The organism is Sphingomonas sp. IC081 (assembly GCF_006874585.1).
Classification (GTDB): Bacteria; Pseudomonadota; Alphaproteobacteria; order Sphingomonadales; family Sphingomonadaceae; genus Novosphingobium.
Window position 1 is genome coordinate 2,607,397 of the sequence record NZ_CP029761.1, and the last position, 23,501, is coordinate 2,630,897.

Sequence of the window (23,501 nt, forward strand, 5' to 3'; positions counted from 1 at the left end):
GATTTTGGCGGCACCGGCCCGCTCCCGTCCCGAAGAACACGAAAGGGTCCGGGGGACCTTTTCGCTGAGGGGACCGACCACCCATCAGGATACACTCGTGGCTGGCCGGGTGGGGGCGTGGGCCGGTGCCGCCTCGAAAATACCCAGCAGGGCATTTTCAGAAGCGAGAATGATGGATCTTGAGCGAAATTGGCGGCATGGGGGTGGCCAGCGGCCTCCCCCACATGGGCGACAGGAAGACGATGCATTCAACCGAGCGTGAAAGACTGATCCTCGAAGCCCTGCGGCCCAGCGGCTTTGTCACCTATCGCGACCTGGAAGCGCAGCTGGACGCCTCGCCCGCAACGATCCGGCGCGACCTCTCGCGGCTGGAGGAGGAGGGCCAGCTCCTGCGCGTCCACGGCGGCGCCAAGCTGCCCGAGGAGCGCGCCGACCGCCAGCCGGGCCTTGCCGGTACCCCGTTCGAGCAGTCGATCACCCAGCACCTGCCCGCCAAGCAGGCCATCGGCAAGGCCGCCGCCGCGCTCTGCCAGCCGGGCGAGGCGATCATGCTCGACGGCGGCACCACCACCTTGCAGATGTGCGCGCATCTCGACGGGCTGGACTGCCAGGTGCTGACCAATTCGCTGCACATCGTGCAGGCCCTGCTGCCGCAATCCGGCACGCGGGTGCTGCTGCCCTCGGGCACGGTGTTCCGGGAACAGAACATCGTGCTGGCCCCGGCGGGCGAGGATTCGATGCCGCGCTTCCACGCGCCGAAGCTGTTCATGGGCGCGGCGGCCGTCGGCCCGCAGGGGGTGATGCAGCAGGACGTGATCCTCGTCGCCGCCGAACGCCGCTTCATGGACCGGGCCGAGGAAGTGATCCTGCTGGTGGACAGCTCCAAGTTCCGCTCCTCCTCCGGCGCGATCGTCTGCGGGCTGGACGAGGTGGACGTGGTGGTCACCGATGCCGGTATCCCCGCCGAGATGGCCGAGCGGCTGCGTGAGGCGGGGGTTCGGGTGGTGGTGGCCTGAAGAAAAAACAAGAGGAAGTCCTGGGGCCCTTCGACAAGCTCAGGAGATCCCCCAGACCCTCAAAATGTCTTCGTTGCACCTCGCCTATCCGTAATACACTCCCTGCGGCGCAGCCCTTATGTCTCCCGACGCAGCCATGGGCGCGCATCGGCTGGATAGCACCTGACCTAGACGGTAATGGGGGTGCAGGGGGGCTATGCTCCCCTGCTTTAATCCCTTCCCCCTTAAAGTGAATTACGCCTTGCAATCCCGCCCAAGACCGAAGCGCTCGGCTTGGGCGTGCGGGCGAAGGTCGCGCGGTCCACGCTGCACAGGCCGAAGCGCGGCTTGTAGCCGAAGATCCATTCGAAGTTGTCGAGCAGCGACCAGTGCACGTAGCCGAGCACCGGCACGCCCTCGTCGATCGCCTGCTTGAGGCCTTCCAATGCCGCCGGGATGAAGCGCGCGCGCAGCGTGTCGTCATCGGTGCCGACGCCGTGTTCGGAGACCAGCACGGGAACATTGGTCGCCGCGTGGACATAGCGAACCGCGCCCGCAAGCGAGGGCGCCCAGACTTCGGTGCCCGACCAGTTGCGGTCGCCGCCATCGGGCGGCGGCAGGTGGCCCTTGTCGTTCCAGACCGCGCGTTCGTAGTTCTGGACGCCGATGAAGTCGTCCTGCCTGGCCAGTTCCAGCCAGGCGCCGTAGTTCTCGGCGCGGACCTTGTCGCGCAGCGAGTTCTTGCCGGCCGCCTGATCGTCGATCACCGAAAGCGTGAAGCCCACCGGCAGGTCGCCGCGCACCGCCTTGATCGCGGCGCGGGCCGCCTTGTGCCCGGCCATGAGCCCGTGCTGGAGCGCCTCGATGTCCTCGCGCCCGGCCACGTTGGCGCAGACGAACCTGGCGACGCCCAGCTTCTTGGCCGCGGCCTCCATCGAGGCGCGCTGCATGTCCCAGACCGGCGGCGGCAGGATGTTGCGCAGGATGAGCAGGATGTTGGGTTCGTTGAGGGTCATGGCCATGGCGATGCCGTCGCCGAAGGCGCGCATGACACGCTCGCAATAGCGGGCGAAGAGCTGTGCGGCATCGGGGTTGGTCCAGCCCCCTTGCGCGCTGAACCAGCGCGGCGCGGTGAAGTGGTTGAACGACACCAGCGGCTGGAGGCCGCGCGCGTGGCACCCGTCAACGATGCGCTTGTAGTGATCGAGCATGGCCTGCGAGAACAGGCCCTTTTCCGGCTCGATCCGTGCCCATTCGACGCTGAAGCGGTAGGAGGTGAGGCCAAGCCCCTTCACGATGTCGAGGTCGCTGGCCCAGAGTTCGAGGCTGTTGCAGGCATCGCCCGAAGGCTCGGAAAAGATCGTCGGCGTCAGGTGTTCGACAAACCAGGTATCGGAGGCGGTGTTGTTGCCTTCCACCTGGTGCCCTGCGGTAGCGGCGCCCCACAGGAAACCCTTGGGAAACGCCGGGTTCGGGCGCCTGGCGGCGGCACGCGCCATCATCGGCGCGGCGGCGGCCATGGCGCCGGCCGCAAGCAGGCTGCGGCGGTCGAGATCGGGAATACGGGTCATCGGGGGCCTCTCAGTTATGGTCTGCAAAGAAGGCGAGCAATTCGTCCGACAGGCGGCGGTCCGCCGTGCCGAGGTGCATCGCCATCGAGTAGTGGTTGTGCCCGGAGGCATAATGCGCGCGCGGCAGCCGTCCGTGGCGGCCGAGACGGCCCTGCAGCATGCTGGCCCATTCGGCCTGGAAGCGCGGCGGATCAAACTCGGCGCAGGCCAGCAGCAGCGGCAGGCGGGTTTCCATCACCGCGGTCAGCGGCATGCGCAAGGCATAGCAGTCCTGCGGGCCGTAATAGCGCATGTCGCGCTCGTCGAGCGGGGTGACGCCGTAGAGCCCGGAAAGCAGCGCGGCGCCGCGCACGAGCCGCTCATGATCCTCGCGCGCCTTGAGGAAGGCCGAGACATGGACCGCCCCCGCCGAAGTGCCGAGCAGGAAGATACGCTCCGGATCGCCGCCATGACCGGCGGCATGGCCGCGCAGCCAGTCGACCGCGAGGCCGACGTCCTCTGCCCCCGAAGGCCACAGGTGCTGCGGCGCGAGGCGGTAGTTCATCACCGCGCCGAGCATTCCGTTCGCCGCCGCCCAGCGGCCGACATGGGCATTGGCCCAACTGTCAGCCCCGCCCTTGTCGCCGACAAGGAAGCCGCCGCCGTGGACAAAGAGGACGACCGGACGCAGGCCCTCCCCCTCTCCCTGCCGGTAGAGGTCGAGCCGGTTGCGCGCATCCGGGCCATAGGCGCAGTCGAGGGCGAGGGGCGGCAGCGCGGCGGCGAGCGGGGCCTGTTCGGCTTCGTAGAGATCGCGCATCGCCGCGACCACGTCCGGGCCGAGGCGGGTGCCGATCCCGCGAATCACGGCGTTCATGCCCCCGTTCATACACCGCTCCCTGCGATCCTGCGGGCGTAGAGCCGGGTGAGCGCAAAGCGCGTGCAGACCAGCCCCAGCCCTGCCCCGTAGACGATCTTGAACACCAGCGCCGGAAGGCTCGGCACCGCGTCCAGCGGACCGAACAGCGCCAGCGCGGCCAGTGCCGCCGCGCTGGCGAGCCCCGCCAGCACGCCGAGACACACGGTGCGCGCGATCTCGCCCGTTTCCGGCCCCTCACCCGCGCCGATCAGCCCCGCCTTGCGCAGCTTCGCCCGCATCACGAGCGCGGGAACCAGCGATGCCATCAGCGAGACCATCAGCCCTTGTGGCAGGAAATCGAGCGCCAGGCGATCCGGCGCGCCGGTCGCCAGCGCCCGCTCCCCCAGTCCGAAGACCAGGACGAAGAACGCGGCGCTCAAGACCGCGTTGATCGCCGCGCTCACCGCCTGCTCCCCTCGCAGCAGGCGGTCCAGCGTCTGGGGCATCAGAACTTGGCGTCCAGGCTGATGCCGACGTTGCGGTACGACATCGGCCCGTAGATCGCGCCGATGTTCGGCTCGTAGGCGCCCGAGTAGCTCTGGCTGGTGTAGGGGAAGTCGCTCTGCATCAGCGCCGGCTCGTGGACGTTGAAGGCGTTGCGCACAAAGACGGCCACCGTGTAGCGGTCATCCGCGGTTTTCACGCCGATGCGTCCGCCCACCATCCAGTGCGCCTTGAAGGTGGTGTCGGAGACCGAGTTGGCCTCGTAGCGCACGCGCGACTTCCACTGGGTGTCGAGCGCGATGAAACCGCCGAAGTTCTCGCCCAGGTCCACGTCGTACTGGCCCGAGAGCGTGAACTTGTAGCGCGGCGAATAGGCCAGCTGGCTGCCGCCGATGTTGGTGCCGTCGGTGCCGATGAAGTTCTTGGGATAGGTCGCCTTGGCGTAGATGAAACCGGTGTTGAGCGAGAGGTTGCGGGTCACGTTGCCGAAGAAGTTGATCTCCGCGCCGCGCGTCTTGACCCCGTTGATGTTGGTCTGGTCGCACGAGATGACGCCGGTGCTGTCCACCGTGCAGTTCTGCGCCTGGAAGTTGTCGATCTTCATGTAGAACACGCTGGCATCGGCCACCCAGCCGCCGAACAGCGTGGCCTTGACACCCGCTTCGTAGGACGTGGGGACCTCGGGCAGCACGACATAGGGATCTTCGTTGGTCGGCACCGCGATCTGGCCGCCCTTGAACCCGCGCGAGACGGTGGCGTAGGCCATCGCGTCCGACGCCAGGTCGTACTGGGTACCCAGGCGCCAGGACCACTTCTTGGCATTGAGGTGGGTGCCCCCGTCGCGCGCGCCGAGCGTGTCGTACGTGTCGAGCGAGAGGCGGTCGGTAGTGTAGCGCACGCCGCCGATCAGGCGCCAGGCGTCGGTCACGTGGCCGGTGAGCTGGCCGAAGACGGCGAGCGATTCGTCGCGGATCGTGAGCTGCGGCGTGGTGTTGGTGACGATCGGGATCGTCAGGCCCGGGAACGGCACCAGCGTCACGTCGACGACTTCGGCGGCGCGGGTCTGCTTCTGGTTCGAATAGAACATGCCCGCGGTATATTCGATGGGATTGCCCGCCGCCGAGCTGATGCGGAATTCCTGGGTGAACTGGCTGAGGTCACGGTTGACCGGCGAGTTGTGGACCTGGAGTTCGAGCACATCGGCGCGGAACACGTTGGATGCCGCGCCGTAGCCCGATTCGCCCGACTTGCGCACCGAGGTGATCGAGGTCAGCGTGAAGGGATCGGCCTCGTAGTCGACCTGGAGCGAGCCGCCGTAGGTCTCGGTGTGGCCGACGTACGTTTCGTCCGAGCAGTAGTTGCGATTGCCGGCCTTGGCCGTGACGCCGCAGGACTCGAGACGGTCGGTGATGCCGGTCGTATCCTCGCCGGCGCCGCCGAAGAAGTAGCCCGGGCCGCTGGTCTTCACGAACGTGAAGAAGTCGCCGCCGTTCTCGTAGCGGCTCTTGGAATAGTCGCCGATCAGGTTGACCGTCAGGCGGTCGGTCGGTTCCCACAAGAGGCGGCCGCGCAGGCCGTAGCGGTCGGTATCGTTGAGCTCGCCGGTGGTGGCATTGCGGTTGACGCCCTGGCGCAAGTTGGCGACGCCCGAGACGCGCAGCGCCGCGTTGGCTGCCAGCGGCACGTTGACGAGGCCCTGCACCACCTGGTTGCCGTACTTCGAACCCGCGGTGCCGGCATCCGAAAGCTCGGTGCGCAGGCGGGCGGAGAAGCGCGTGAAATCGGGCTTGTTGGTGGTGATGTTGATGACGCCCGCCGAGGTGGTCAGGCCGAACAGGGTGCCCTGCGGGCCCTTCAGCACTTCGATGCGGGCAACGTCGAAGAGGTCGGAGATATTGGCATTGCCCTGGCTGACCTGGTCAACAACAACACCCACCGAGGCCACGGCACCGGGCGAGAAGGTCTGCGTGCCGATGCCGCGGATCGAACCGCCGCCGCCGGTGTTCTGGCCGGGCGCCTGCTGGATCTCGAGGCTCGGCGCGATGCGGGCGAGGTCGTTGACGGTATTGACCTGCTGGCGCTCGAGCTGGGCGGCGCTGGCGACGGTGATCGAGATCGGCACCTCGGTCACCTTCTCGGCGCGGCGCTGGGCGGTAACGATGATGTCGCTGGTGGAAGTCGTCTCCGGGGCCTGCGGAGCGGCCGCCGCGTCCTGCGCCATGGCAGGCGCGGACAGCGCGCCGAAGGCAATGCCGGTGAGCAGTACGACCTTGCGAATGGTGTTCATGATGTCTCTCCCTCGTATTATGCTTGTCGTTGGTCTGTCAGGCTTCGTCGATGACGGGGTTGGTGAGCGTGCCGATCACGCCGATGGAAACTTCCACGGTGTCTCCGGCCTTCAGGTAGAGCGGGGGCCTACGCTTGTCGCCGACGCCGCCGGGGGTGCCGCTGGCGATCACGTCGCCGGGCTTGAGGTCGGTGAAGGTCGAGCAGTAGGCGATGACCGTGGGGATATCCCAGATCATGTCCGAGATCGGCTGGTCCTGCACCAGCTCGCCGTTGACGCGGGTCTGCACGCGCTGCGAGGCGAGGTCCTCGACGTCCGAGGCCGCGACCATCGCGGGGCCGAAGCCGCCGGTGCCGGGCCAGGTCTTGCCGGGGGTGAACTGGATGTTGTGGCGCTGCCAGTCGCGGATCGAACCGTCGTTGAACGGCGCGAAACCGGCGACATGCTCCCAGGCATTCTCGGGCGCGATGCGGCGGCCGCCCTTGCCGATGATGACCGCCAGTTCGCCCTCGTAGTCGAACCGCTCGCTTTCGGGCGGGCGGACCATCGCCTCGCCGTCGGCGATCAGGCTGTCGGCCCAGCGGGTGAAGATCGCCGGGTGTTCCTTCTGCTCGCGGCCGGTCTCGGCCACGTGGGTGGCGTAGTTGAGGCCGACGCAGAGAATCTTTTCCGGGTTCGGAACGACCGGCAGCAACTTCACCGCGGCAAAGGCGAACTCACCGGTCGCGGCCAGCGCGGCGAGATCGCCGGCCAGTACGTCCTTCAGCCAGGCATCCGCGCCGGGTGCGCCGAGATCGATCACCTTGTCCCCTTCGAGGCGGCCGAAGCTCTTGCTGCCATCGGGACGTTCAAAGCTGATGTAACGGTTCATGCGTAGTCTCCCCTGCCCCCGCGTAGCGCGCGGCGGCGGTCAAATGGTCAGAGCGGCGCGGCTTGCCAGTCGCGGCGGAAACGGAAGCGTTCCTCGGCCCGGCGCAGGCCTTCGAAATCCTTGTCGGACACGCCCCACTGGTCGATGCGGTTCGGCGGCCAGGTCCAGTCTTCCGGGGCCCCGGCCCGATAGTCGTGCGGCACCTTCTCCACGGCGGTCGAGAACTCGATCACCGGGCCGAACGGGGCGATGAAGTAGGCGTAGACATTGGCGCCGGGGCCGTGGCGGCCGGGGCCCCATGCGGGAACCATCGCATGGTCGCGCAGACGGCCGATGCCGCGCATCACCGCGTCGATATCCTCCATCTCGAAGGCGACATGGTTGAGCGAGGCGAACCCGGCGCGGGCAAAGGCGGTGGAATGGTGGCTGTCGTTGCAGCGCACGAAGACCATGCCTTTGGTGCGGTCGGACACGAGGAAGCCGAGAATGTCCTCCACCGCATGGCCGCAGGCTTCGGCATCGGCGGCGTTGAACACCACGTGGGTCAGCTTCACCGGCAGGTCGCGCCCGGTGATCGGCTCGACTTCGGTAGCGTCCACCAGAAAGCGCAGGATCGTGCCTTCGGGCAGTTCGACCAGCAGGCCGTGGCCGCCGCCGAGATCGTGGCTGGTGGTCGCTCTGGCGGTCCAGCCCGCGGCGGCGATGCGCGCCTTCAGCGCGTCCAGTTCCCCGGCCGTGCAGACGAACGTGGTCGAGCGGACAAACTCGTCTTCCGACTTCTCGAACGCCACGAGGTAGGGGAACGGGCCGGAGCCGCGCAGGTAATGGGTGTCACCCTTCGTCTCCGCCGCGGCCATGCCCCAGACCTGGGTCATGAAGGTGGCGGCGGCCGCCGGATCGGGCAGCGCCAGTTCGATGCTGCGCAGTTTCATGGCTTTTGCTCCTGAAGAAGACCCGCCGCCCGGATGCCGGCACGGGCGCACTCGGCATCGCATTCGCCGGTGTCACCGCTGACGCCGACGGCGCCGATCAGCGTGCCGGCGCCGTCGCGGATCACCACCCCCCCGGGCGAGAACGCGATGCGGCCGCCGACGGCAGCGGTGACGCTTTGAAAGAAGGTCGGGTTGCCCTTGGCCCGTTCGGCAAGGACGGCGGTGTCCGCGTCCATGCCCACGGCGCCCTCGGCCTTGGCCCTGGCAATGTCGAAGCGGTAGAGGCTCGCCCCGTCCTCGCGGGCGAAGGCGACCGGGTGGGCGCCCGCGTCGAGCACGATCACCGCAAGCGGCTTTGCCCCCCTCGCCCGCGCTTCGGCAAGGGTGCCGGTGACGATCGCCTGTGCAGCGGCAAGCGTGAGGGTCATGCGGCAAGCTCCTGATGGCTGGAAAGCTGCGCCGCGCGGGCGGCGAGGAGGTCTTCGGCGCTGTGGCCGGCAGTGCCGAAAACGTAGTGGTCGGGGCGGACCAGAACGGCATCGACGCCGTGATCGTCCAGCCATGCGGTCACCGCGCCATTGTCCGGCAGCGTCGAGGCCGAGACCCGCGTGACGCCCTCGGCCTGCCCCGGCACGGCATCGTCGCGCACGAAGAGGCGCCAGTCGCCGCCGGTCAACTCGTCGAGCTTGCGGCCGTCGGTGAGCACCGGCTGCACGAAGCGCACGCCCGCACCTGGCGTCTGCGCCAGCACCACGCCCTCGGCAATCGCCGGGATCAGGTCATGCGCGGTCTCGCCCGACTTCTGCGCCGCTTCCGCGCGGATGCGGGCATCGCGCTGCGCGGCCTTGGCGGGATCGAGTTCGCAGATGTAGCGACCGGCCGCGACCGCCGCGCCGATCACCGCGCGGACATGCGGATCGCGCTCGCGCTGGTAGGTCGCCAGCACCGCAGGCGCGGCGCCGTGGTTGGCCACCGCGTCCATCTTCCACGCCAGATTGGCAACATCGCGCAGGCCGTGGCACATGCCCTGCCCGAAGAACGGCGGGGTCTGGTGCGCGGCGTCCCCGGCGAGGAACACGTTGCCGACCTGCCACTGGTGCGCGACAAGGCCATGGAAACGATAGGTCGCGGCGCGCACGATCCGGTGCGGCACATCGGCCATCCACGCGCCGACCAGTTCGGCCACCTTCCCGGGCGCCATCATCGCGGTGTCGTCCTCGCCGGGAAGCAGCATGAACTCCCAGCGGCGATGGTCGCGGCGGCCGGGCACCACCGTGGCGGGACGCGAAGGATCGCACATCATCACGGAAAGACGCTGGAGATCGGCTCCCTCGGGCACGCCGGAAAGCGGCGGGAAGGCCACCGGCCCTTCCACTTCGGCATCGACGACAAGCCACGGCTCCTCGAACTGGAGATCGTCCAGCACGACGCCCAGCGCCTTGCGCACGGCGCTGCGGGCGCCGTCGGCGGCAATCACCCAGCGGGCACGGGCGCTGCGGGCGTCGGCACCGTCGCGATAATCGACCGTCACCCCGTCCGCGTCCTGCGTCAGCCCGGTGAAGCTGGCGCCGAGCTTCAGCTCGACGTTCGGCATCGCCGCAAAACCCTCGCGCAAGTGCGCCTCGAGTTCGGGCTGGTAGAAGAAGTAGTCGTTGGCCCAGCCGAACGGGCGCGGCTTGCCCACGGTGCCCATGTAGCGGATCACGCCGTGGTCGGCGCCGACGTGGAGGTGGCCGTCGGTGGCGATCATGTCGCCCTCGACCCGGCCGATCACCCCGGCGGACTGGAACAGGCGCATCATCTCGTGATCGAGATGGACCGCGCGCGGCAGCGGGTAGTGTTCCAGTTCCCGTTCGAGAACCAGCACCTTGAGCCCTTTCAGGCCGAGAAGGTTCGCGGCCAGCGCGCCCACCGGGCCGCAGCCTACGACAACCGCGTCGTAAGTCATCGATTTAGCCCCTGGTTACTCTGTTGCCGCGATCTCGGCGGGCGCCTTGTGGAGCGCGCCGCCCTTCATGATCATCGTCAGCCGTTCCTTGTCCTGCAGGATGGCGACGTCCGCGGTGGGATCGCCGTCGACCAGCAGGAGGTCGGCCAGCCAGCCTTCCTTCACCAGCCCGACCTCGAGCCCCATCAGCTCGCCGCCGTACTGGGTGGCGGAGCGCAGGGCCTCGGCGGGGGTGAAGCCGAAATACCGGACAAAATGTTCCAGATCGCGGGCATTGCGGCCATGCGGATTGAACGGGAAGCCATAGTCGCCGCCGGTCAGGATACGTACGCCGCGCGCCTTGAGTTCGGGCACCAGCTTGCCTTCGAGGCCCATGCGCTCGTTCGCGCTGGCCTTCATGTGCGTCATGTCGACATGCGGCGGCGGGCTGGCCTCGATCGCGGCGACCGAAACGCCGGGACCGGGCGCGTAGAAGAACTTGTCCTTCTCCGCCGCCATGCGCTCGACCGTCGCCGCGTCGGCGAAGGAGCAGTGGTAGAGGATGCGCACGCCGGCATCGAGGGCGAGGCCGATGGCCTCGGGCGAATAGGCATGGGCGGCGATCCACATGCCGGCCTCGCGCGTCGCTTCTCCGGCCGCCAGCATTTCCTCGGCCGTATAGAGCACCTGCATCGCCGAGCCGGGCTTGAGCGCATCTTCGCCCGAGACCACCAGCTTGATCGACTGGACACCCTCGTCCTTGCAGTAGGAGACGAACCCGCGCATCGCCTCGGGCCCGCGGCCGTTGAACACGTCGCCGGTCTCGACGCCTTCGTCGCCTTCGGGGCTGCGTTCGAGGGTGGAGGGCACCATGCGCGGCCCCGGCGTCTCGCCCGCCGCGATGGCGCGGGCCAGTTCCGGCTCGATCATGTCGCCCAGCGCGCCGGCCGAGTAGATCGAGGTGAAGCCATGGTCGAGCAGTACCCGCGCATTGCGCCAGGCCGCGACCTTCAGCTCGTCAGGCGGGAGGATGAACTGGTGGTAGATCTTCTCGACCGAAGACCCCCAGGTGAGGTGGGTATGCGCGTCGACCAGACCCGGCATCAGCGTCTTGCCGCGCCCGTCGATCGTCACCTCGGCGGTTTCCCCCGCCAGCGCGTCCGCGCCATAGGCCACACGGGCGATCCGCTCGCCGTCCACCAGCACCGAGCCGGTCTGGAGAGCGCTGCCGCTGCCGTCGAAGATGGATACATCGCGGATCAGGGTCCGCATCGCTCTCTCCCGTTTTTATCTTTCGGCCGATGTGCCGGGCCTGAGAGCGGTTTAGCGGGTCAGCGCACCCAAAGTAAAATAATGATATTTCAGATCACCATAGTCAAAAACTATGGAACGGGCGGAAGCGCCGCCAGCATCGCCTCGGCTAGCGGGGAAAGTGCGCCGCCTTCCATGCGCAGCACGCCGACGCTGCGTTCGAACACCGCCTCGGTTATGGCGATGGCGCGGATCGAACCGTCGGACATGCCGTCGAGCGCCACCGTGCGCGGCAGCACGGTCACCCGGTCGGTATCGCGCACGATGGCGCGGGTGGTCAGCAGCGAGTCGCAGCGGATCGTGGTGCGCGGCACTGAGACGCCCGCGGCAATGAACAGGGCATCGACCTGGCGGCGGAACGCGCCGCGCGCCTCGGGCAGCACCCAGGGCAGCGCCTCGACCTCGCGCAGCGAAACCCGCTCGCCCAGCGCCGCGTGGTGGGGCCCGACGATCAGCGCGAAGGGATCGCGCGCCGCCGTCACCTCGGTCATGCCCTCGGGGATGGTTTCGATGCGGGTGGTGACCATGGCCAGTTCGATCTCGCCCTGGCGCAGCATCTCGTGGAGTTCGGCGTCCGGCCGCTCGACAACGCTCAGCGCAAAATCGCCGACCGCCGCTTCCATGCGCATGATCGCGCCGGGCAGCAGCGTCAGCAGCGCACCGGGGGTGCCGCCGATGCGCAAGGGGCCGGAGATGCGGTGGCGGGCATGCTCGACGTCGCTCACCGCATCCGCCAGCAGCGTGGCCAGCGCCTCGGAGCGGCGCTGCAGCACCAGCCCCTCGCGGGTCAGCGCGATGCCGCCGCGTCCGCGCTCGAACAACACGGTGCCGAGGCGGCTTTCGAGCAGCGCGATGGTGTTGGATACCGAAGGCTGCGAGAGGTTGAGCGCGCGCGCCGCCGCGCTGATCGAGCCGGTTTCGCAGACCGCACGGAAGGTCAGCAGCGCCCGCGGATCAACGGCGGGCAGGCGCGCCTTGCGCGGCGCGGAATGATCGGCCATCTCTCCCCTCCCCGCTGCGGCCTAGACCTGGCGCTTTTCGAGCTTGCGCGCGAGCGTCCGGCGATGGAGGCCGAGGCGGCGCGCCGCTTCGGAAATGTTGAAGTCGCACTCGACCAGGGTGCCGTGGATATATTCCCACTCCAGCGTCTTGATCGAACTCTTGCGCCCGTCGACCGGGACGCTGGCATCGCCCTCGCCATCGCTGGCGAAGGCCGCCTCGATATCGTCGGTGTTGGAGGGCTTGGCCAGATAGTGCGAGGCGCCGAGCTTGATCGCCTCCACGGCGGTGGCGATCGAGGCGTAGCCGGTCAGCACGACGATACGGGTCTGCGGCGCGCGGCCATGCAGCATCTGCACCACCGAGAGCCCGGACGAGGCGCCGAGCTTGAGGTCGACCACCGCGTAGTCGAAATCGGCGGCGGCGCAGAGCCGTTCGGCCTCTTCCGGGCTGGCGGCCGAGCTCACGAGATACCCCCGGCGCTCGAACGAACGGCGCAAGGTCCGCGCGAAAGTCGGGTCATCCTCGACGATCAGCAGGGTCGCACTGTCCCCGCACGGGGCGGCGCTATCGGTGATGGCAGGCTCGGTCAAAAGGTGGCCCCGATCTTATGTTATTCGTCACCCTTCCTGGGCTCGTAGGCCAGTGTAGCAAGGGGAATCGCAAGTTGCACCCTTGCCCCGCGACCGGGCAGGTTGTCGACCGCTACTTTGCCGCCGAGCTTGCGGATCACGTTGACCACCAGGAACAGCCCCAGCCCGCCGCCGTCGCGCCCCTTGGTCGATGCATAGGGCTGGCCGACGCGCGGCAGGATTTCCGCCGCAAAGCCCGGCCCGCGGTCGCTGACGGTCAGCACGAGGCGGCCCGATTCGACCCAGGCCTCGATCACCACGAGGTCGGGCGAGACTTCCACGGCATTGTCGATGACGTTGCCGATGACCTGCCGGAGCCCGGGATCGGAAACGATCGAGCGGTCGACGTCGATCGAATCGAGGAAACGCAGTTCGCCCGGCATGCGCGGGCGCCATTCCTCGAGGATCTCGCCGATGAAACCGCGCAAGGTGGTGACCGCCGGCGCCACCCCGCGCATCTCGCCCGCCGACATCAGGATGCCGCTGACGATAGTCTTGCAGCGCTCCAGCTCGCGGCGCACGTCGATGAGGTCGGCGGCAAGGTCGGGGTCTTCGGCGATCGCGGGTTCGTGGGTCCAGTCGCCCAGGATCACCGAGATCGAGGAAAGCGGCGTGCCCAGTTCGTGCGCCGCGCCCGAGGCCAGCAGGCCCATGCGGATGATGTGGTCTTCCTCCGCCGCCTGCTGGCGCAGCGCGGCGAGCTTGGCATCGCTCTCGCGCCGGGTGAGGTCGAGGCGGGCGACAAAAACGATCAGCAGCACCGCTGCCAGCACGAAGCACAGCAGGCTGCCGTAGAGATAGAGCTGGAACGGATCGCGCCCCTGCACCGGCAGCTGGAGCGGTTCGTGATAGAACGTCAGCAGCAGCACGCAGAGGCAGGCGTTGATCGCCACCAGCGAACTCCACCTGAGGTCGAGGATGACCGCGGCGATGACGATCTGCAGCAGGAACAGGAAGGTGAAGGGATTGGTCGCCCCGCCCGAATGGTAGAGCTGCCAGCACAGCGCGATGACGTCGATCATCAGCGCCGAGAACAGCTCGCCCTGCGAGAACGACTGGCGGCGCAGGACGACGCTGGCCGAGACGAGGTTGACGACGATCAGCAGCAGCGGCGCCATCAGCAGCGGCGCCAGCGAGAGCTTCACGCCGAGGCCCTGCTGGACAACAACGATCGTGGCCAGCTGGCCGACCACCGCCGTCCAGCGCAGCTGCGTGAGCAGCACGATGTTCGCGCGGCTGGCCGAGCTTCCGGGAAGCCCGCGCGGCGCGAACAGGTCGATCAGCCGTTCCATCGGCGGCGGCGCCAGACAAACACCAGCGCCATCGCCGACATCGCCGCCAGCGCGAACCAGGTCAGCGCATAGCTGAGGTGGTTGTCGGGGAAGTGGATCTGGGTGAGGCCGGGCACCGGAGACAGCCCCTTGGGGCGGTTTGCCTGCTCCACTTGCGCATCGACGAAGGCGGGCACCACGCGGCCGATCCCGCGCGCCTTGGCCATCACGGCGGTGTCGCGCGAGTACCAGCGGTCGGCCTGCGGCTGGTTGGACTGCAGCAGGCTGCCCCCCGGCTCGTCCGAGCGCAGCAGGCCGACAACCCGGACCGCGCCTGGCGGCGTGCTCGCGGCGGCGGCCCTGGCGCTGGTGCCCGCCGGCACGAAGCCGCGGTTCACCCAGACCTGCCGTCCATCCTCGAGCTTCAGCGGCGTCATCGTCCAGTACCCGGTGCCAAGGTCGGTGGCGGCGCGCACCAGGACGGTCGCGCTGCCCGCGTAGCTACCCTGGAGCGAAACGCGCAGATAGTCGAGGTCGGAACCCCTTACCCGCGCGAGGCGGTCGTCGGCGGGAAGCGGGATCGGCTCGGCATGGACCCGCGCGTCGACACGGGCGATCAGCGCGTGTTTCCACTGCAGGCGCTCCACCTGCCAGATGCCGAGGGCCACGAAGGCGGCGAGGGCCAACACGAGAAACGCGGCGAGCCCCCAGGGCCGCCGCGCTTCGTTGGTTTCGATCACTGTGTGCATGATGCGTCTGAAACCGTGGCGATCAGGGCAGCTGCCCCATCTCGTGCGCGCTCATCGGCATCATGTTGTGGTTGAGGTGGTACATGACCCAGAGCGAACCCGACAGCGTGATCACCAGCAGGATGATCGTGAAGATCAGCGCCATGACCGTCCAGCCGTTCTCGGCCTTCGTGTTCATGTGCAGGAAGTAGATCATGTGCACGACGATCTGCACCATCGCGAAGGCCATGATGACCAGCGCGGTGGTCGACTTGTCGGTGATCGCACCGGTCATCACCAGCCAGAACGGAATGGCGGTGAGCACGACCGAGAGCAGGAAGCCGATCACATAATCGCGCATCGTGCCATGGCCGCTGGCGTGCACGTCGTCGACGTGCTCGTTGGGGTGGACGTGGTCGCTCATCACAGCATTCCCATGAGATAGACGAAGGTGAAGACGCCGATCCAGATGACGTCGAGGAAGTGCCAGAACAGCGAAAGGCACATGAGACGGCGCTTGTTGGCCGGGACCAGGCCCTTCTTGCCGACCTGCACGACCAGCGTGAACAGCCAGATCAGGCCGAAGGTGACGTGAAGCCCGTGGGTGCCCACCAGCGAGAAGAACGCGGTGAGGAAGCCCGAGCGCCAGGGGCCGGCGCCCTCGCCGATCATGTGATGGAACTCGTAGAGTTCGATCGACAGGAACGCCGCGCCGAACACGGCGGTGACGAGCAGCCAGGCCTGGGTCGCGCCCTTCTGGTTCTTCTCCATGGCGAGCATGGCGAAGCCGTAGGTGATCGACGAGAACAGCAGCATCGCCGTGTTCACGCCGACAAGCTTGAGGTCGAAGAGATCCTTCGGCCCCGGGCCCGCGGCCAGGTTGCCGCCCAGCACGCCGTAGGCGGCGAACAGCATGGCGAAGATGAGGCAGTCGCTCATCAGGTACATCCAGAAGCCCAGCATGGTGCTGCCGCCTTCGGGATGGTCATGCTCGTCCAGGTCGTAGAAGGCGGCCTGGAGCTGGGGCTGGGACAGCGGGGTCTTCATTTCGTTTACAGTCGCAGTCATCGATCAGGCTCCCGCGGCTGCAAGCTGGCGCGAACGCTCGGCCTCGGCCTGTTCGACCGTCTCGACCGGGATGTGGTAGTCGCGCTTGTAGTTGAAGGTGTGGAAGATCGAGTAGCCGATCACGCCGAGGAACGACACGGCCGCGAGCCACCAGATGTACCAGATCATCGCGAAGCCGAGCGCGGTCGACAGGCCGGCCAGGATGATGCCGGTGCCGGTGCCCTTGGGCATGTGGATCGGACGGAAGCCGGCGGTCGGACGTTCCACGCCGCAGCGCTTCATGTCGTCCCAGGCGTCGATGTCGTGCACGATCGGCGTGAAGGCGAAGTTGTACTCGGGCGGCGGCGACGAGGTCGACCACTCGAGCGTACGGCCCTGCCACGGATCGCCGCTGACGTCCTTGAGTTCCTCGCGCTTCCAGATCGACACCGCGAACTGGACCAGCATGGCACCGATGCCGCCGGCGATCATCGCGGCGCCCAGCGCGGCAATGACGAACCAGATCTGCAGCGAGGGATCGTCGAACACGCGCATGCGGCGGGTGACGCCCATCAGGCCGAGGATGTAGAGCGGGGTGAAGGCGAGCCAGAAGCCCGGGACCCACAGCCAGAAGCTGACCTTGCCCCAGAACTGGTTGAGCTTGAAGCCGAAGGCCTTGGGCCACCAGAAGTTGATCGCCGCGAACAGGCCGAACAGGACGCCGCCGATGATCACGTTATGGAAGTGCGCGATCAGGAACAGCGAGTTGTGCAGCACGAAGTCGGCCGGCGGCACCGCGAGCAGGACGCCGGTCATGCCGCCGATGGTGAAGGTCATCATGAAGGCGACCGTCCACATCATCGGCAGTTCGAACCGGATGCGGCCACGGTACATCGTGAACAGCCAGTTGAACAGCTTGGCGCCGGTCGGGATCGAGATCACCATCGTGGTGATGCCGAAGAACGAGTTGACGCTCGCGCCCGAACCCATGGTGAAGAAGTGGTGGAGCCAGACGAGGTACGACAGGATGGTGATGCAAAGCGTTGCATAGACCATCGACGAGTAGCCGAACAGGCGCTTGCCGCAGAACGTCGAGGTGACTTCCGAGAACACGCCGAACATCGGCAGGATGAGGATGTAGACCTCGGGGTGGCCCCAGATCCAGATCAGGTTGACGTACATCATCGGCGAGCCGCCGAAGTCGTTCGAGAAGAAGTTGAAGCCGAGGTAACGGTCGAGCGAGAGCATCGCCATGACCGCGGTCAGCACCGGGAAGGCGGCGACGATCAGGATGTTGGTGCAAAGCGCGGTCCAGGTGAAGACCGGCATGCGCATCATCGTCATGCCCGGCGCGCGCATCTTGACGATGGTCGCGATCAGGTTGACGCCCGAGAGCAGCGTGCCGACACCGGCGATCTGCAGGGCCCAGATGTAGTAGTCGACGCCGACCCAGGGGCTGTACGCGAGGTTCGACAGCGGCGGATAGGCCAGCCAGCCGGTCTGCGCGAACTCACCGATGAACAGCGAGGCCATGACCAGCACCGCGCCCGCCGTCGTCATCCAGAAGCTGAAGTTGTTCAGGAACGGGAACGAGACGTCGCGAGCGCCGATCTGCAGCGGCACCACGTAGTTCATGAGGCCGGTGACGAAGGGCATCGCCACGAAGAAGATCATGATCACGCCGTGGGCGGTGAAGACCTGGTCGTAGTGGTGGGCGGTGAGGTAACCCTCGCTGCCGTTGAAGGCGATCGACTGCTGGATACGCATCATGACCGCGTCGGCAAAGCCGCGCAGGAACATGACCAGGCCCAGCACGCAGTACATGATGCCGATCTTCTTGTGGTCCACGCTGGTGAACCATTCCTTCCAGAGATAACCCCAGAGCTTGAAGTAGGTGAGGCCGGCCACCATCGCCACGCCGCCAAGGGCGACGACGACGAAAGTGGCGAGCACGATCGGTTCCTGTGGCAGGGCGTCCCACCACAGGCGGCCCAGTAACGGGCTCCAGTGCGAATGGTCTACGGCTTCCATGTTCTGTCAGTTCCGGGAAATCTGGGAGGAATGCGCGGGGGTCGACACGGGAGCGGCCAGCGCTTCCTTGTCACGCGCGAAGAACGACACCGCGGCCTGCGGCTCCGAGATGCCGGCGCCCGAAAGCGTCTTCATCGAGGCCGGGGCCTTCACGCTCTTGTCGGCGACCGAACCGGGGTTCTGGGCGCAGAGCGCACGGACCCAGGCCAGCTCGCGCTGGACGGCGGCGGTCGGGTTGGCGGCGGCGACGGCATCGCGGCCGCCGCGGTCGTAGGACAGCATCTCGACGTTGCGGATGCCCGCCTTGCCGAGACCACCGCGCGCGTCGATGGCCATCATCTCGCTGGCGCACATCTTGCCGGGCTGGACGCACATGTTGACGATGGCGTTGTAGAGGTCCGGCGAAACGGCGGAGTAGCGGGTTACCGGCACCTTCTCGCTCGGCTTTTCGAGCTGGAGGTAGACGCTGCGGTCAAGCGTGCCGGCATTGGCGCCGGTCTGCACCGACTTCACCCAGCCGGCGAACTGGTCGTCCGCAACCGCGTGGGTGGCAAAGCGCATGTGCGAGAAGCCCGCGCCCGAATAGTTGGCCGAGAAGCCGACCGAATCACCGGCCTTGTTCATGACCGCGTGGAGGCGGGTTTCCATGCCCGGCATCGCGTAGATCTGGCCGGCCATGGCGGGAACGTAGAACGAGTTCATCACGTTCGCCGAGGTGATCTTGAACTGCAGCGGACGGTTGGTCGGCACGACCAGTTCGTTCACCGTGGCGATACCCTGTTCGGGGTAGATGAAGAGCCACTTCCAGTCGAGCGCGACGACTTCGACTTCCAGCGGCTTGGCGTTCGCCGCCACCGGGGTCTTGGCGTCGAGGCGGCCGATGGTGCGGTAGGGATCGAGAAGGTGGGTGCTCACCCAGGTCAGGGCACCGAGGCAGATGATGATGAGCAGCGGGGCCGCCCAGATCAGCAGTTCGAGCTGAGTCGAGTGATCCCAGTGAGGATCGTACTTCGCGCTCTTGTTCGTGGCACGGTAGTGCCAGGCGAACCACGCGGTAGCCGCCATCACGGGAACGATAATCAGCAGCATCAGCAGGGTCGAGGCGACAACGAGGTCCCCCTGCTGCTGCGCGACATCCCCGGACGGGTGCAGCACAATGGCGTTACAGGCAGTCAGCGCACCCGTCAGCGACAGGGCGGTGGCGATCTTGGCGAGCGCGGACAGGTGCCGCAGCTTCGGTCTGGACTCGGGTGGGCGCATGGTTGGTGCGCCTAAGCGCATGCCGCGAGTGCGAACATAGGACATTTTGTCCAATCCCCTTGACGCCAATCAATGACGATAGGGCCTCACCATGAACTCGGGCGTTTTCGCGCGCCCGCTTTGATTCGTCCGCGACCGGCTTCGCGCGTTCCGCGTGGAATCGGGAACGGACCCGAGACGAAGGCCGCAGAACCGAAATGACCAGCACACCCCAGTCCAGAGACGCTCTGGGCCTGCCGACGTTCAAGGAGCATCACCAGCCCTCCCCCGGTGAGATCGCCATCGGCGTGATCATCGGCCGAACCTCGGAGTTCTTCGACTTCTTCGTCTATGCCATCGCCTCGGTGCTGGTCTTCCCGAAGCTGTTCTTCCCCTTCGTCGACGCGCTGACCGGCACGATCTACTCCTTCGCGATCTTCGCGCTGGCCTTTGTCGCCCGTCCGATCGGCAGCCTCGTGTTCATGGCGCTCGACCGTGCCTATGGCCGCGGCACCAAGCTGACGATCGCGCTGTTCATGCTCGGCGGCTCGACCGCGGCGATCGCCTTCCTGCCCTCCTACGCCTCGGCCGGTTCGACCGCGATATGGCTGCTGGCGCTGCTGCGCCTGGGCCAGGGCTTCGCGCTCGGCGGCACCTGGGACGGCCTGGCCTCGCTGCTCGCGCTCAACGCGCCCGAGAACAAGCGCGGCTGGTATGCGATGATCCCGCAGCTCGGCGCCCCGTTCGGGCTGATCGTGGCGAGCAGCCTGTTCGCCTACATGATCACCGAGCTTCCGGCGGCCGACTTCCTCGACTGGGGCTGGCGCTATCCCTTCTTCGTGGCTTTCGCGATCAACGTCGTCGCGCTCTTCGCGCGCCTTCGCATCGTCGTCACCGAGGAATTCCAGCACCTCTTCGCCAGCCGCGACCTTCAGGCCGTGAGCGTGGGCGCCACCCTGCGCAGCGAATGGAAGACCATCGTGCTGGGCGCCTTTGCCCCGCTCGCCAGCTTCGCGCTGTTCCACATGGTCACCGTGTTCCCGCTCTCGTGGGTGTTCCTGTTCACCCAGAACTCGCCCACCGGCTTCCTGCTGATCGAGGCCATGGCCGCCTGCTTCGGCGTCGTCGCGGTGATCGCCTCGGGCCGTCTCGCCGACAAGTTCGGGCGCCGTAACCTGCTGGGCACCTGCGCGGTCGCCATCGCCGTGTTCTCGGGCTTTGCCCCGCAGCTGCTCGACGCGGGCGCTGCCGGCGAGGTGATCTACATGATCGCCGGCTTCATCCTGCTCGGCCTTGCCTTCGGCCAGTCCTCGGGCGTGGTCGCCTCGGGCTTCGCCAGCGAGCACCGCTACACCGGCTCGGCGCTCACCAGCGACTTGTCCTGGCTGGTCGGCGCCGCCTTCGCGCCGCTCGCCGCGCTGCTGCTCTCGACCAACTGGGGCCTGATCGCCTCGGGCGGCTACCTGCTCTCGGGCGCCATCGCGACGCTCGCGGCGCTGTGGCTGAACAAGGGCCTCGCCTCGCGCAACTGAGCAGCGGGCGACAACCACGAATCGAGGGGCACGAATCGAGGGGCACGAAACGAGGGGCGCTTCGGCGCCCCTCTTTTTTTGCGCCTTCGATACAGCATGGATCACATATCGCCGGAATCGCGGCGGCCGGCCACGCCATGAAAGTTTGACCACCTGTTCAAATAACGCCGTGCCGTTGCCTGCGGGAAATGAAGCCATTTCATTTGACAATTCCCGGCCCTCCCTCGCACCCATACGCGCAAGAAAAAGGTACAAAAACCGGAGGGAGAGTTCATGCGCGCGTTCAAGCAGCTTCTGTTGTGTTCGGTCGGCATCCTGGGGGTGAGTGCCCCGGCCATGGTCCAGGCCCAGGCCCAGACCCAGCCCCAGAGCCAGCCCCAGCAGGCCGCCGAAGCCAACGAGGCCACCAACGTCATCATCGTCACCGCGCGCCGCCGCGACGAGGACGTGCAGGACGTGCCCGCGGTGATCGACACCGTCACCGCCGACGACATCTCGAAGCTCAACTTGCGTGACTTCAAGGAAGTCTCGACGCTCGCGCCGGGCCTCCAGCTCGAAACCAACGCCAACGGCATCGGCGGCAACGCCAAGATGCGCGGCGTCAACTTCGACGTCAACGCCAGCGGCAACAACCCGACCGTCGAGTTCTACATGAACGACGCGCCGATCACCGCGGGCGTCGTGCTCCAGCAGATGTACGACGTCGGCCAGATCGAAGTGCAGCGCGGCCCCCAGGGCACGCTGCGCGGCCGCGCCTCGCCCTCGGGCTCGATCACCGTCACCGCCAGGAAGCCCGACCTCTATTCCTACGGCGGCTTCGTTGACATGACCGCCAACGACATCGGCACGATCAACTTCAAGGGCGCCGCCAACGTGCCCGTGATCGAGGGCATCGCCGCGATCCGCGCCGCCGGCGTCTGGGACGAGAACGAGGGCGACCGCGTCCGCCCGGTCAACGGCAACAAGGACCCGTTCGCGCGCACCAAGAGCGGCCGCCTGTCCGCGCTGCTCACGCCCACCGACTGGCTGCGCCTCGAGGGCATGTACCAGCGCATCGACGTCACCGCCCATACCTACGATCAGGTCGCCTCGTTCTCCGAGGCCAATCCCGACGCCGCGGCCAGCCCGCTCTACATCTCGAGCAAGGATCGTCTCTCGATCCAGGAAGACCCGCGCGACATCCGCCAGATCTTCGACGTCTACAACTGGCGCGCCGAAGTGAGCCAGTGGGGCCAGCGCCTGATCTACCAGGGCCAGCACTATACCCAGAAGATCCACTCGACCGACAATATCGACGACGGCAACTACTTCGCGGGCGACATCAACCAGGTCACCGACACCCGCTCGGCCTCGGAATCGCACGAAATCCGTCTGCAGAACGACGAGCGCCTGTTCGGCACGCTGGACTATGTCGTCGGCTTCTTCGACAGCCGCAACCATCCCGACACCAGCCTCACCAACCCGACGCCGGTGGTGCTGCCCGCGGTCTTCGGCGGCGGCATCGCGACGATCGTCCAGACCCCCATCCGCAGCGAAGGCAAGTCGCACGAGCAGTCGTTCTTCGGCAATCTCACCGCCCACTTCGGCGGTTTCGAAATCGCCGGGGGCCTGCGCCATATCGACTACCGCAACCGCGGCGTGCTGACGGTCAACGGCAATGTCCTGTCGGACCGCCTGCAGCAGGAAAAGAAGTGGATCTACAGCGGCTCGGTGAAGTACAACTTCTCGCCGGACCTCATGGTCTATGCCTCGACCGGCAGTTCCTGGCGCCCGGGCATCGACGTGGTGGGCGACTTCAACATCAACCCCTCGGCGCTGGAAAACTCGTTCCTGCACCTGCCGGCGGAAACCTCGAAGTCGTATGAAGTCGGCCTGAAGTCGAAGATGCTCGACGGCCAGCTGCGCTTCAACCTCACCGGCTACCACCAGAAGTTCAACAACTACCCGTACCGCGCGCCGGGTTCGGGCGTCTACTACGTCAACACCGTGGCGGTGCGCGATTCGACGGGCGCGGTGACCGGCACCTCGCAGCAGGTCGCCAACTTCAACTTCGTCGGCGCGGTTCCGGTCGAAGTGAACGGCATCGAGGGCGATGTCTCGTACACCGTGCTCACCGGCTGGGATCTCAGCGCCTCGGCCAGCTACTCGATCGGCAAGATCAAGAACGGCACGGTGCCCTGCAACGACCTCAACGGCGACGGCACCCCCGACGCCGTCACCAGCGCGCCGACGCTGGCCCAGCTCCAGGCCGCCGTCGGCTCCGACAACATCGCCTCGTGCCAGGTCAACCAGCGCTCGGGCTTCATGGCGCCGTTCAGCGCCACCCTGCAGAGCGAATACAGCTTCCCGGTCTTCACCGGCGGCAACGCCTATGTCCGGGGGCTGATGACCTACTACGGCAAGTCGAAGGTCGATCCGACCAATGCCTACGACGACGTCGGCGACTATGCGCTGGTCAACCTCTTCGCCGGCCTGCGCGCCGACGACGGGGCCTGGGAAATCGGCCTCTATGCGAAGAACCTCTTCGACACCACCAAGACGCTGACCCGCACCACCCCGCTGTCCACCAGCTACCAGCAGCTCGGTTTTGCCGGGCAGTTCGATCCGGTGACCCTCCGCCCGGTCTTCACCGGCCCGACCGGTGCCAACTACACCAGCACTTATACCGGGGTGACCACCACTGCCCCGCGCGAGTTCGGCATCAACATCCGCTACGCCTTCGGCTCGCGCTGATCGCGGCGGGAAACACGAAAAAGGGCGGCAAGGCACCAGCCTTGCCGCCCTTT

At 67.0% G+C, this 23,501-nt stretch carries 20 protein-coding genes; 3 read left to right on the plus strand and 17 right to left on the minus strand.

The genetic code is table 11. The features are described from left to right. Positions 1-242: 242 nt before the first annotated feature. Positions 243-1,016, plus strand: a complete 774-nt coding sequence (locus DM450_RS12430) for a DeoR/GlpR family DNA-binding transcription regulator (protein WP_142637845.1) — start codon at positions 243-245, stop codon at positions 1,014-1,016. Between the two features lie 224 nt (positions 1,017-1,240). Here the strand turns inward: DM450_RS12430 and DM450_RS12435 are convergent, their stop codons facing one another. The 17 genes from DM450_RS12435 to cyoA form a co-directional block, all read right to left on the minus strand. Continuing rightward, positions 1,241-2,566, minus strand: a complete 1,326-nt coding sequence (locus DM450_RS12435; RefSeq protein WP_142635230.1) for a glycoside hydrolase family 1 protein — start codon at positions 2,564-2,566, stop codon at positions 1,241-1,243. Positions 2,567-2,576: 10 nt separating this feature from the next. Next, complete coding sequence (locus DM450_RS12440; protein ID WP_142635232.1) at positions 2,577-3,422, minus strand: alpha/beta hydrolase; 846 nt, start codon at positions 3,420-3,422, stop codon at positions 2,577-2,579. An 8-nt stretch (positions 3,423-3,430) separates the two neighbouring features. Then, positions 3,431-3,910: a hypothetical protein gene (locus DM450_RS12445; protein WP_142635233.1), complete on the minus strand. Its 480-nt coding sequence runs from the start codon at positions 3,908-3,910 to the stop codon at positions 3,431-3,433. Continuing rightward, a complete protein-coding gene (locus DM450_RS12450) occupies positions 3,910-6,195 on the minus strand; it encodes a TonB-dependent receptor (RefSeq protein ID WP_142635235.1) in 2,286 nt (761 codons plus the stop codon). The genes DM450_RS12445 and DM450_RS12450 overlap by 1 nt, the downstream gene beginning before the upstream one ends. A 37-nt stretch (positions 6,196-6,232) precedes the next feature. Next, complete coding sequence (locus DM450_RS12455) at positions 6,233-7,066, minus strand: fumarylacetoacetate hydrolase family protein (protein WP_142635238.1); 834 nt, start codon at positions 7,064-7,066, stop codon at positions 6,233-6,235. A 47-nt stretch (positions 7,067-7,113) separates the two neighbouring features. Beyond that, a complete protein-coding gene (locus tag DM450_RS12460; RefSeq protein ID WP_142635240.1) occupies positions 7,114-7,998 on the minus strand; it encodes a VOC family protein in 885 nt (294 codons plus the stop codon). Further along, positions 7,995-8,426: a heme-binding protein gene (locus DM450_RS12465; protein WP_142635242.1), complete on the minus strand. Its 432-nt coding sequence runs from the start codon at positions 8,424-8,426 to the stop codon at positions 7,995-7,997. Before DM450_RS12465 ends, DM450_RS12460 begins: the two co-directional genes overlap by 4 nt. After that, a complete protein-coding gene (locus DM450_RS12470; RefSeq protein ID WP_142635243.1) occupies positions 8,423-9,946 on the minus strand; it encodes a bifunctional 3-(3-hydroxy-phenyl)propionate/3-hydroxycinnamic acid hydroxylase in 1,524 nt (507 codons plus the stop codon). Before DM450_RS12470 ends, DM450_RS12465 begins: the two co-directional genes overlap by 4 nt. Before the next feature lie 15 nt (positions 9,947-9,961). Continuing rightward, positions 9,962-11,197, minus strand: coding sequence for an amidohydrolase family protein (locus DM450_RS12475; protein ID WP_142635245.1), 1,236 nt, complete (start codon positions 11,195-11,197; stop codon positions 9,962-9,964). A 110-nt stretch (positions 11,198-11,307) separates the two neighbouring features. Continuing rightward, complete coding sequence (locus DM450_RS12480; protein ID WP_142635246.1) at positions 11,308-12,237, minus strand: LysR family transcriptional regulator; 930 nt, start codon at positions 12,235-12,237, stop codon at positions 11,308-11,310. Between the two features lie 21 nt (positions 12,238-12,258). After that, the gene (locus DM450_RS12485) at positions 12,259-12,828 is read right to left on the minus strand and encodes a response regulator transcription factor (protein WP_370584504.1); all 570 of its coding nucleotides are present in this window, start codon (positions 12,826-12,828) and stop codon (positions 12,259-12,261) included. Positions 12,829-12,848: 20 nt separating this feature from the next. Beyond that, positions 12,849-14,159, minus strand: a complete 1,311-nt coding sequence (locus tag DM450_RS12490) for an ATP-binding protein (protein ID WP_142635248.1) — start codon at positions 14,157-14,159, stop codon at positions 12,849-12,851. Continuing rightward, positions 14,147-14,887, minus strand: coding sequence for an SURF1 family protein (locus DM450_RS12495; RefSeq protein ID WP_142635250.1), 741 nt, complete (start codon positions 14,885-14,887; stop codon positions 14,147-14,149). Before DM450_RS12495 ends, DM450_RS12490 begins: the two co-directional genes overlap by 13 nt. A 22-nt stretch (positions 14,888-14,909) precedes the next feature. Further along, positions 14,910-15,227, minus strand: coding sequence for a cytochrome o ubiquinol oxidase subunit IV (cyoD, locus tag DM450_RS12500; RefSeq protein WP_142637849.1), 318 nt, complete (start codon positions 15,225-15,227; stop codon positions 14,910-14,912). 62 nt (positions 15,228-15,289) lie between these two features. Then, positions 15,290-15,934 (minus strand): cytochrome o ubiquinol oxidase subunit III, encoded by a 645-nt coding sequence (cyoC, locus tag DM450_RS12505; RefSeq protein WP_142635252.1) that lies wholly within the window; start codon positions 15,932-15,934, stop codon positions 15,290-15,292. Between the two features lie 3 nt (positions 15,935-15,937). Beyond that, positions 15,938-17,944, minus strand: a complete 2,007-nt coding sequence (cyoB, locus tag DM450_RS12510) for a cytochrome o ubiquinol oxidase subunit I (RefSeq protein ID WP_142635254.1) — start codon at positions 17,942-17,944, stop codon at positions 15,938-15,940. 6 nt (positions 17,945-17,950) lie between these two features. Next, on the minus strand, positions 17,951-19,204 hold the full coding sequence (gene cyoA, locus DM450_RS12515; RefSeq protein ID WP_142635256.1) for a ubiquinol oxidase subunit II: 1,254 nt from the start codon (positions 19,202-19,204) through the stop codon (positions 17,951-17,953). 197 nt (positions 19,205-19,401) lie between these two features. Between cyoA and DM450_RS12520 the strand changes: the two genes are divergently transcribed. Together DM450_RS12520 and DM450_RS12525 are read left to right on the plus strand one after the other, a co-directional pair. Next, positions 19,402-20,715: an MFS transporter gene (locus DM450_RS12520; protein ID WP_142635258.1), complete on the plus strand. Its 1,314-nt coding sequence runs from the start codon at positions 19,402-19,404 to the stop codon at positions 20,713-20,715. A 273-nt stretch (positions 20,716-20,988) separates the two neighbouring features. Further along, entirely contained in the window at positions 20,989-23,448 is a 2,460-nt protein-coding gene (locus DM450_RS12525) for a TonB-dependent receptor (protein WP_142635260.1), read from the plus strand. The last annotated feature ends 53 nt before the right edge of the window (positions 23,449-23,501 follow it).

Bases quoted from the DNA above. Each gene is read 5' to 3' on its own strand.
- DM450_RS12430 (WP_142637845.1), top strand. From the start codon at position 243: ATGCATTCAACCGAGCGTGAAAGACTGATCCTCGAAGCCCTGCGGCCC.
- DM450_RS12435 (WP_142635230.1), bottom strand. From the start codon at position 2,566: ATGACCCGTATTCCCGATCTCGACCGCCGCAGCCTGCTTGCGGCCGGC.
- DM450_RS12440 (WP_142635232.1), bottom strand. From the start codon at position 3,422: ATGAACGCCGTGATTCGCGGGATCGGCACCCGCCTCGGCCCGGACGTG.
- DM450_RS12445 (WP_142635233.1), bottom strand. From the start codon at position 3,910: ATGCCCCAGACGCTGGACCGCCTGCTGCGAGGGGAGCAGGCGGTGAGC.
- DM450_RS12450 (WP_142635235.1), bottom strand. From the start codon at position 6,195: ATGAACACCATTCGCAAGGTCGTACTGCTCACCGGCATTGCCTTCGGC.
- DM450_RS12455 (WP_142635238.1), bottom strand. From the start codon at position 7,066: ATGAACCGTTACATCAGCTTTGAACGTCCCGATGGCAGCAAGAGCTTC.
- DM450_RS12460 (WP_142635240.1), bottom strand. From the start codon at position 7,998: ATGAAACTGCGCAGCATCGAACTGGCGCTGCCCGATCCGGCGGCCGCC.
- DM450_RS12465 (WP_142635242.1), bottom strand. From the start codon at position 8,426: ATGACCCTCACGCTTGCCGCTGCACAGGCGATCGTCACCGGCACCCTT.
- DM450_RS12470 (WP_142635243.1), bottom strand. From the start codon at position 9,946: ATGACTTACGACGCGGTTGTCGTAGGCTGCGGCCCGGTGGGCGCGCTG.
- DM450_RS12475 (WP_142635245.1), bottom strand. From the start codon at position 11,197: ATGCGGACCCTGATCCGCGATGTATCCATCTTCGACGGCAGCGGCAGC.
- DM450_RS12480 (WP_142635246.1), bottom strand. From the start codon at position 12,237: ATGGCCGATCATTCCGCGCCGCGCAAGGCGCGCCTGCCCGCCGTTGAT.
- DM450_RS12490 (WP_142635248.1), bottom strand. From the start codon at position 14,159: ATGGAACGGCTGATCGACCTGTTCGCGCCGCGCGGGCTTCCCGGAAGC.
- DM450_RS12495 (WP_142635250.1), bottom strand. From the start codon at position 14,887: ATGCACACAGTGATCGAAACCAACGAAGCGCGGCGGCCCTGGGGGCTC.
- cyoD (WP_142637849.1), bottom strand. From the start codon at position 15,227: ATGCGCGATTATGTGATCGGCTTCCTGCTCTCGGTCGTGCTCACCGCC.
- cyoC (WP_142635252.1), bottom strand. From the start codon at position 15,934: ATGACTGCGACTGTAAACGAAATGAAGACCCCGCTGTCCCAGCCCCAG.
- cyoB (WP_142635254.1), bottom strand. From the start codon at position 17,944: ATGGAAGCCGTAGACCATTCGCACTGGAGCCCGTTACTGGGCCGCCTG.
- cyoA (WP_142635256.1), bottom strand. From the start codon at position 19,204: ATGCGCCCACCCGAGTCCAGACCGAAGCTGCGGCACCTGTCCGCGCTC.
- DM450_RS12520 (WP_142635258.1), top strand. From the start codon at position 19,402: ATGACCAGCACACCCCAGTCCAGAGACGCTCTGGGCCTGCCGACGTTC.
- DM450_RS12525 (WP_142635260.1), top strand. From the start codon at position 20,989: ATGCGCGCGTTCAAGCAGCTTCTGTTGTGTTCGGTCGGCATCCTGGGG.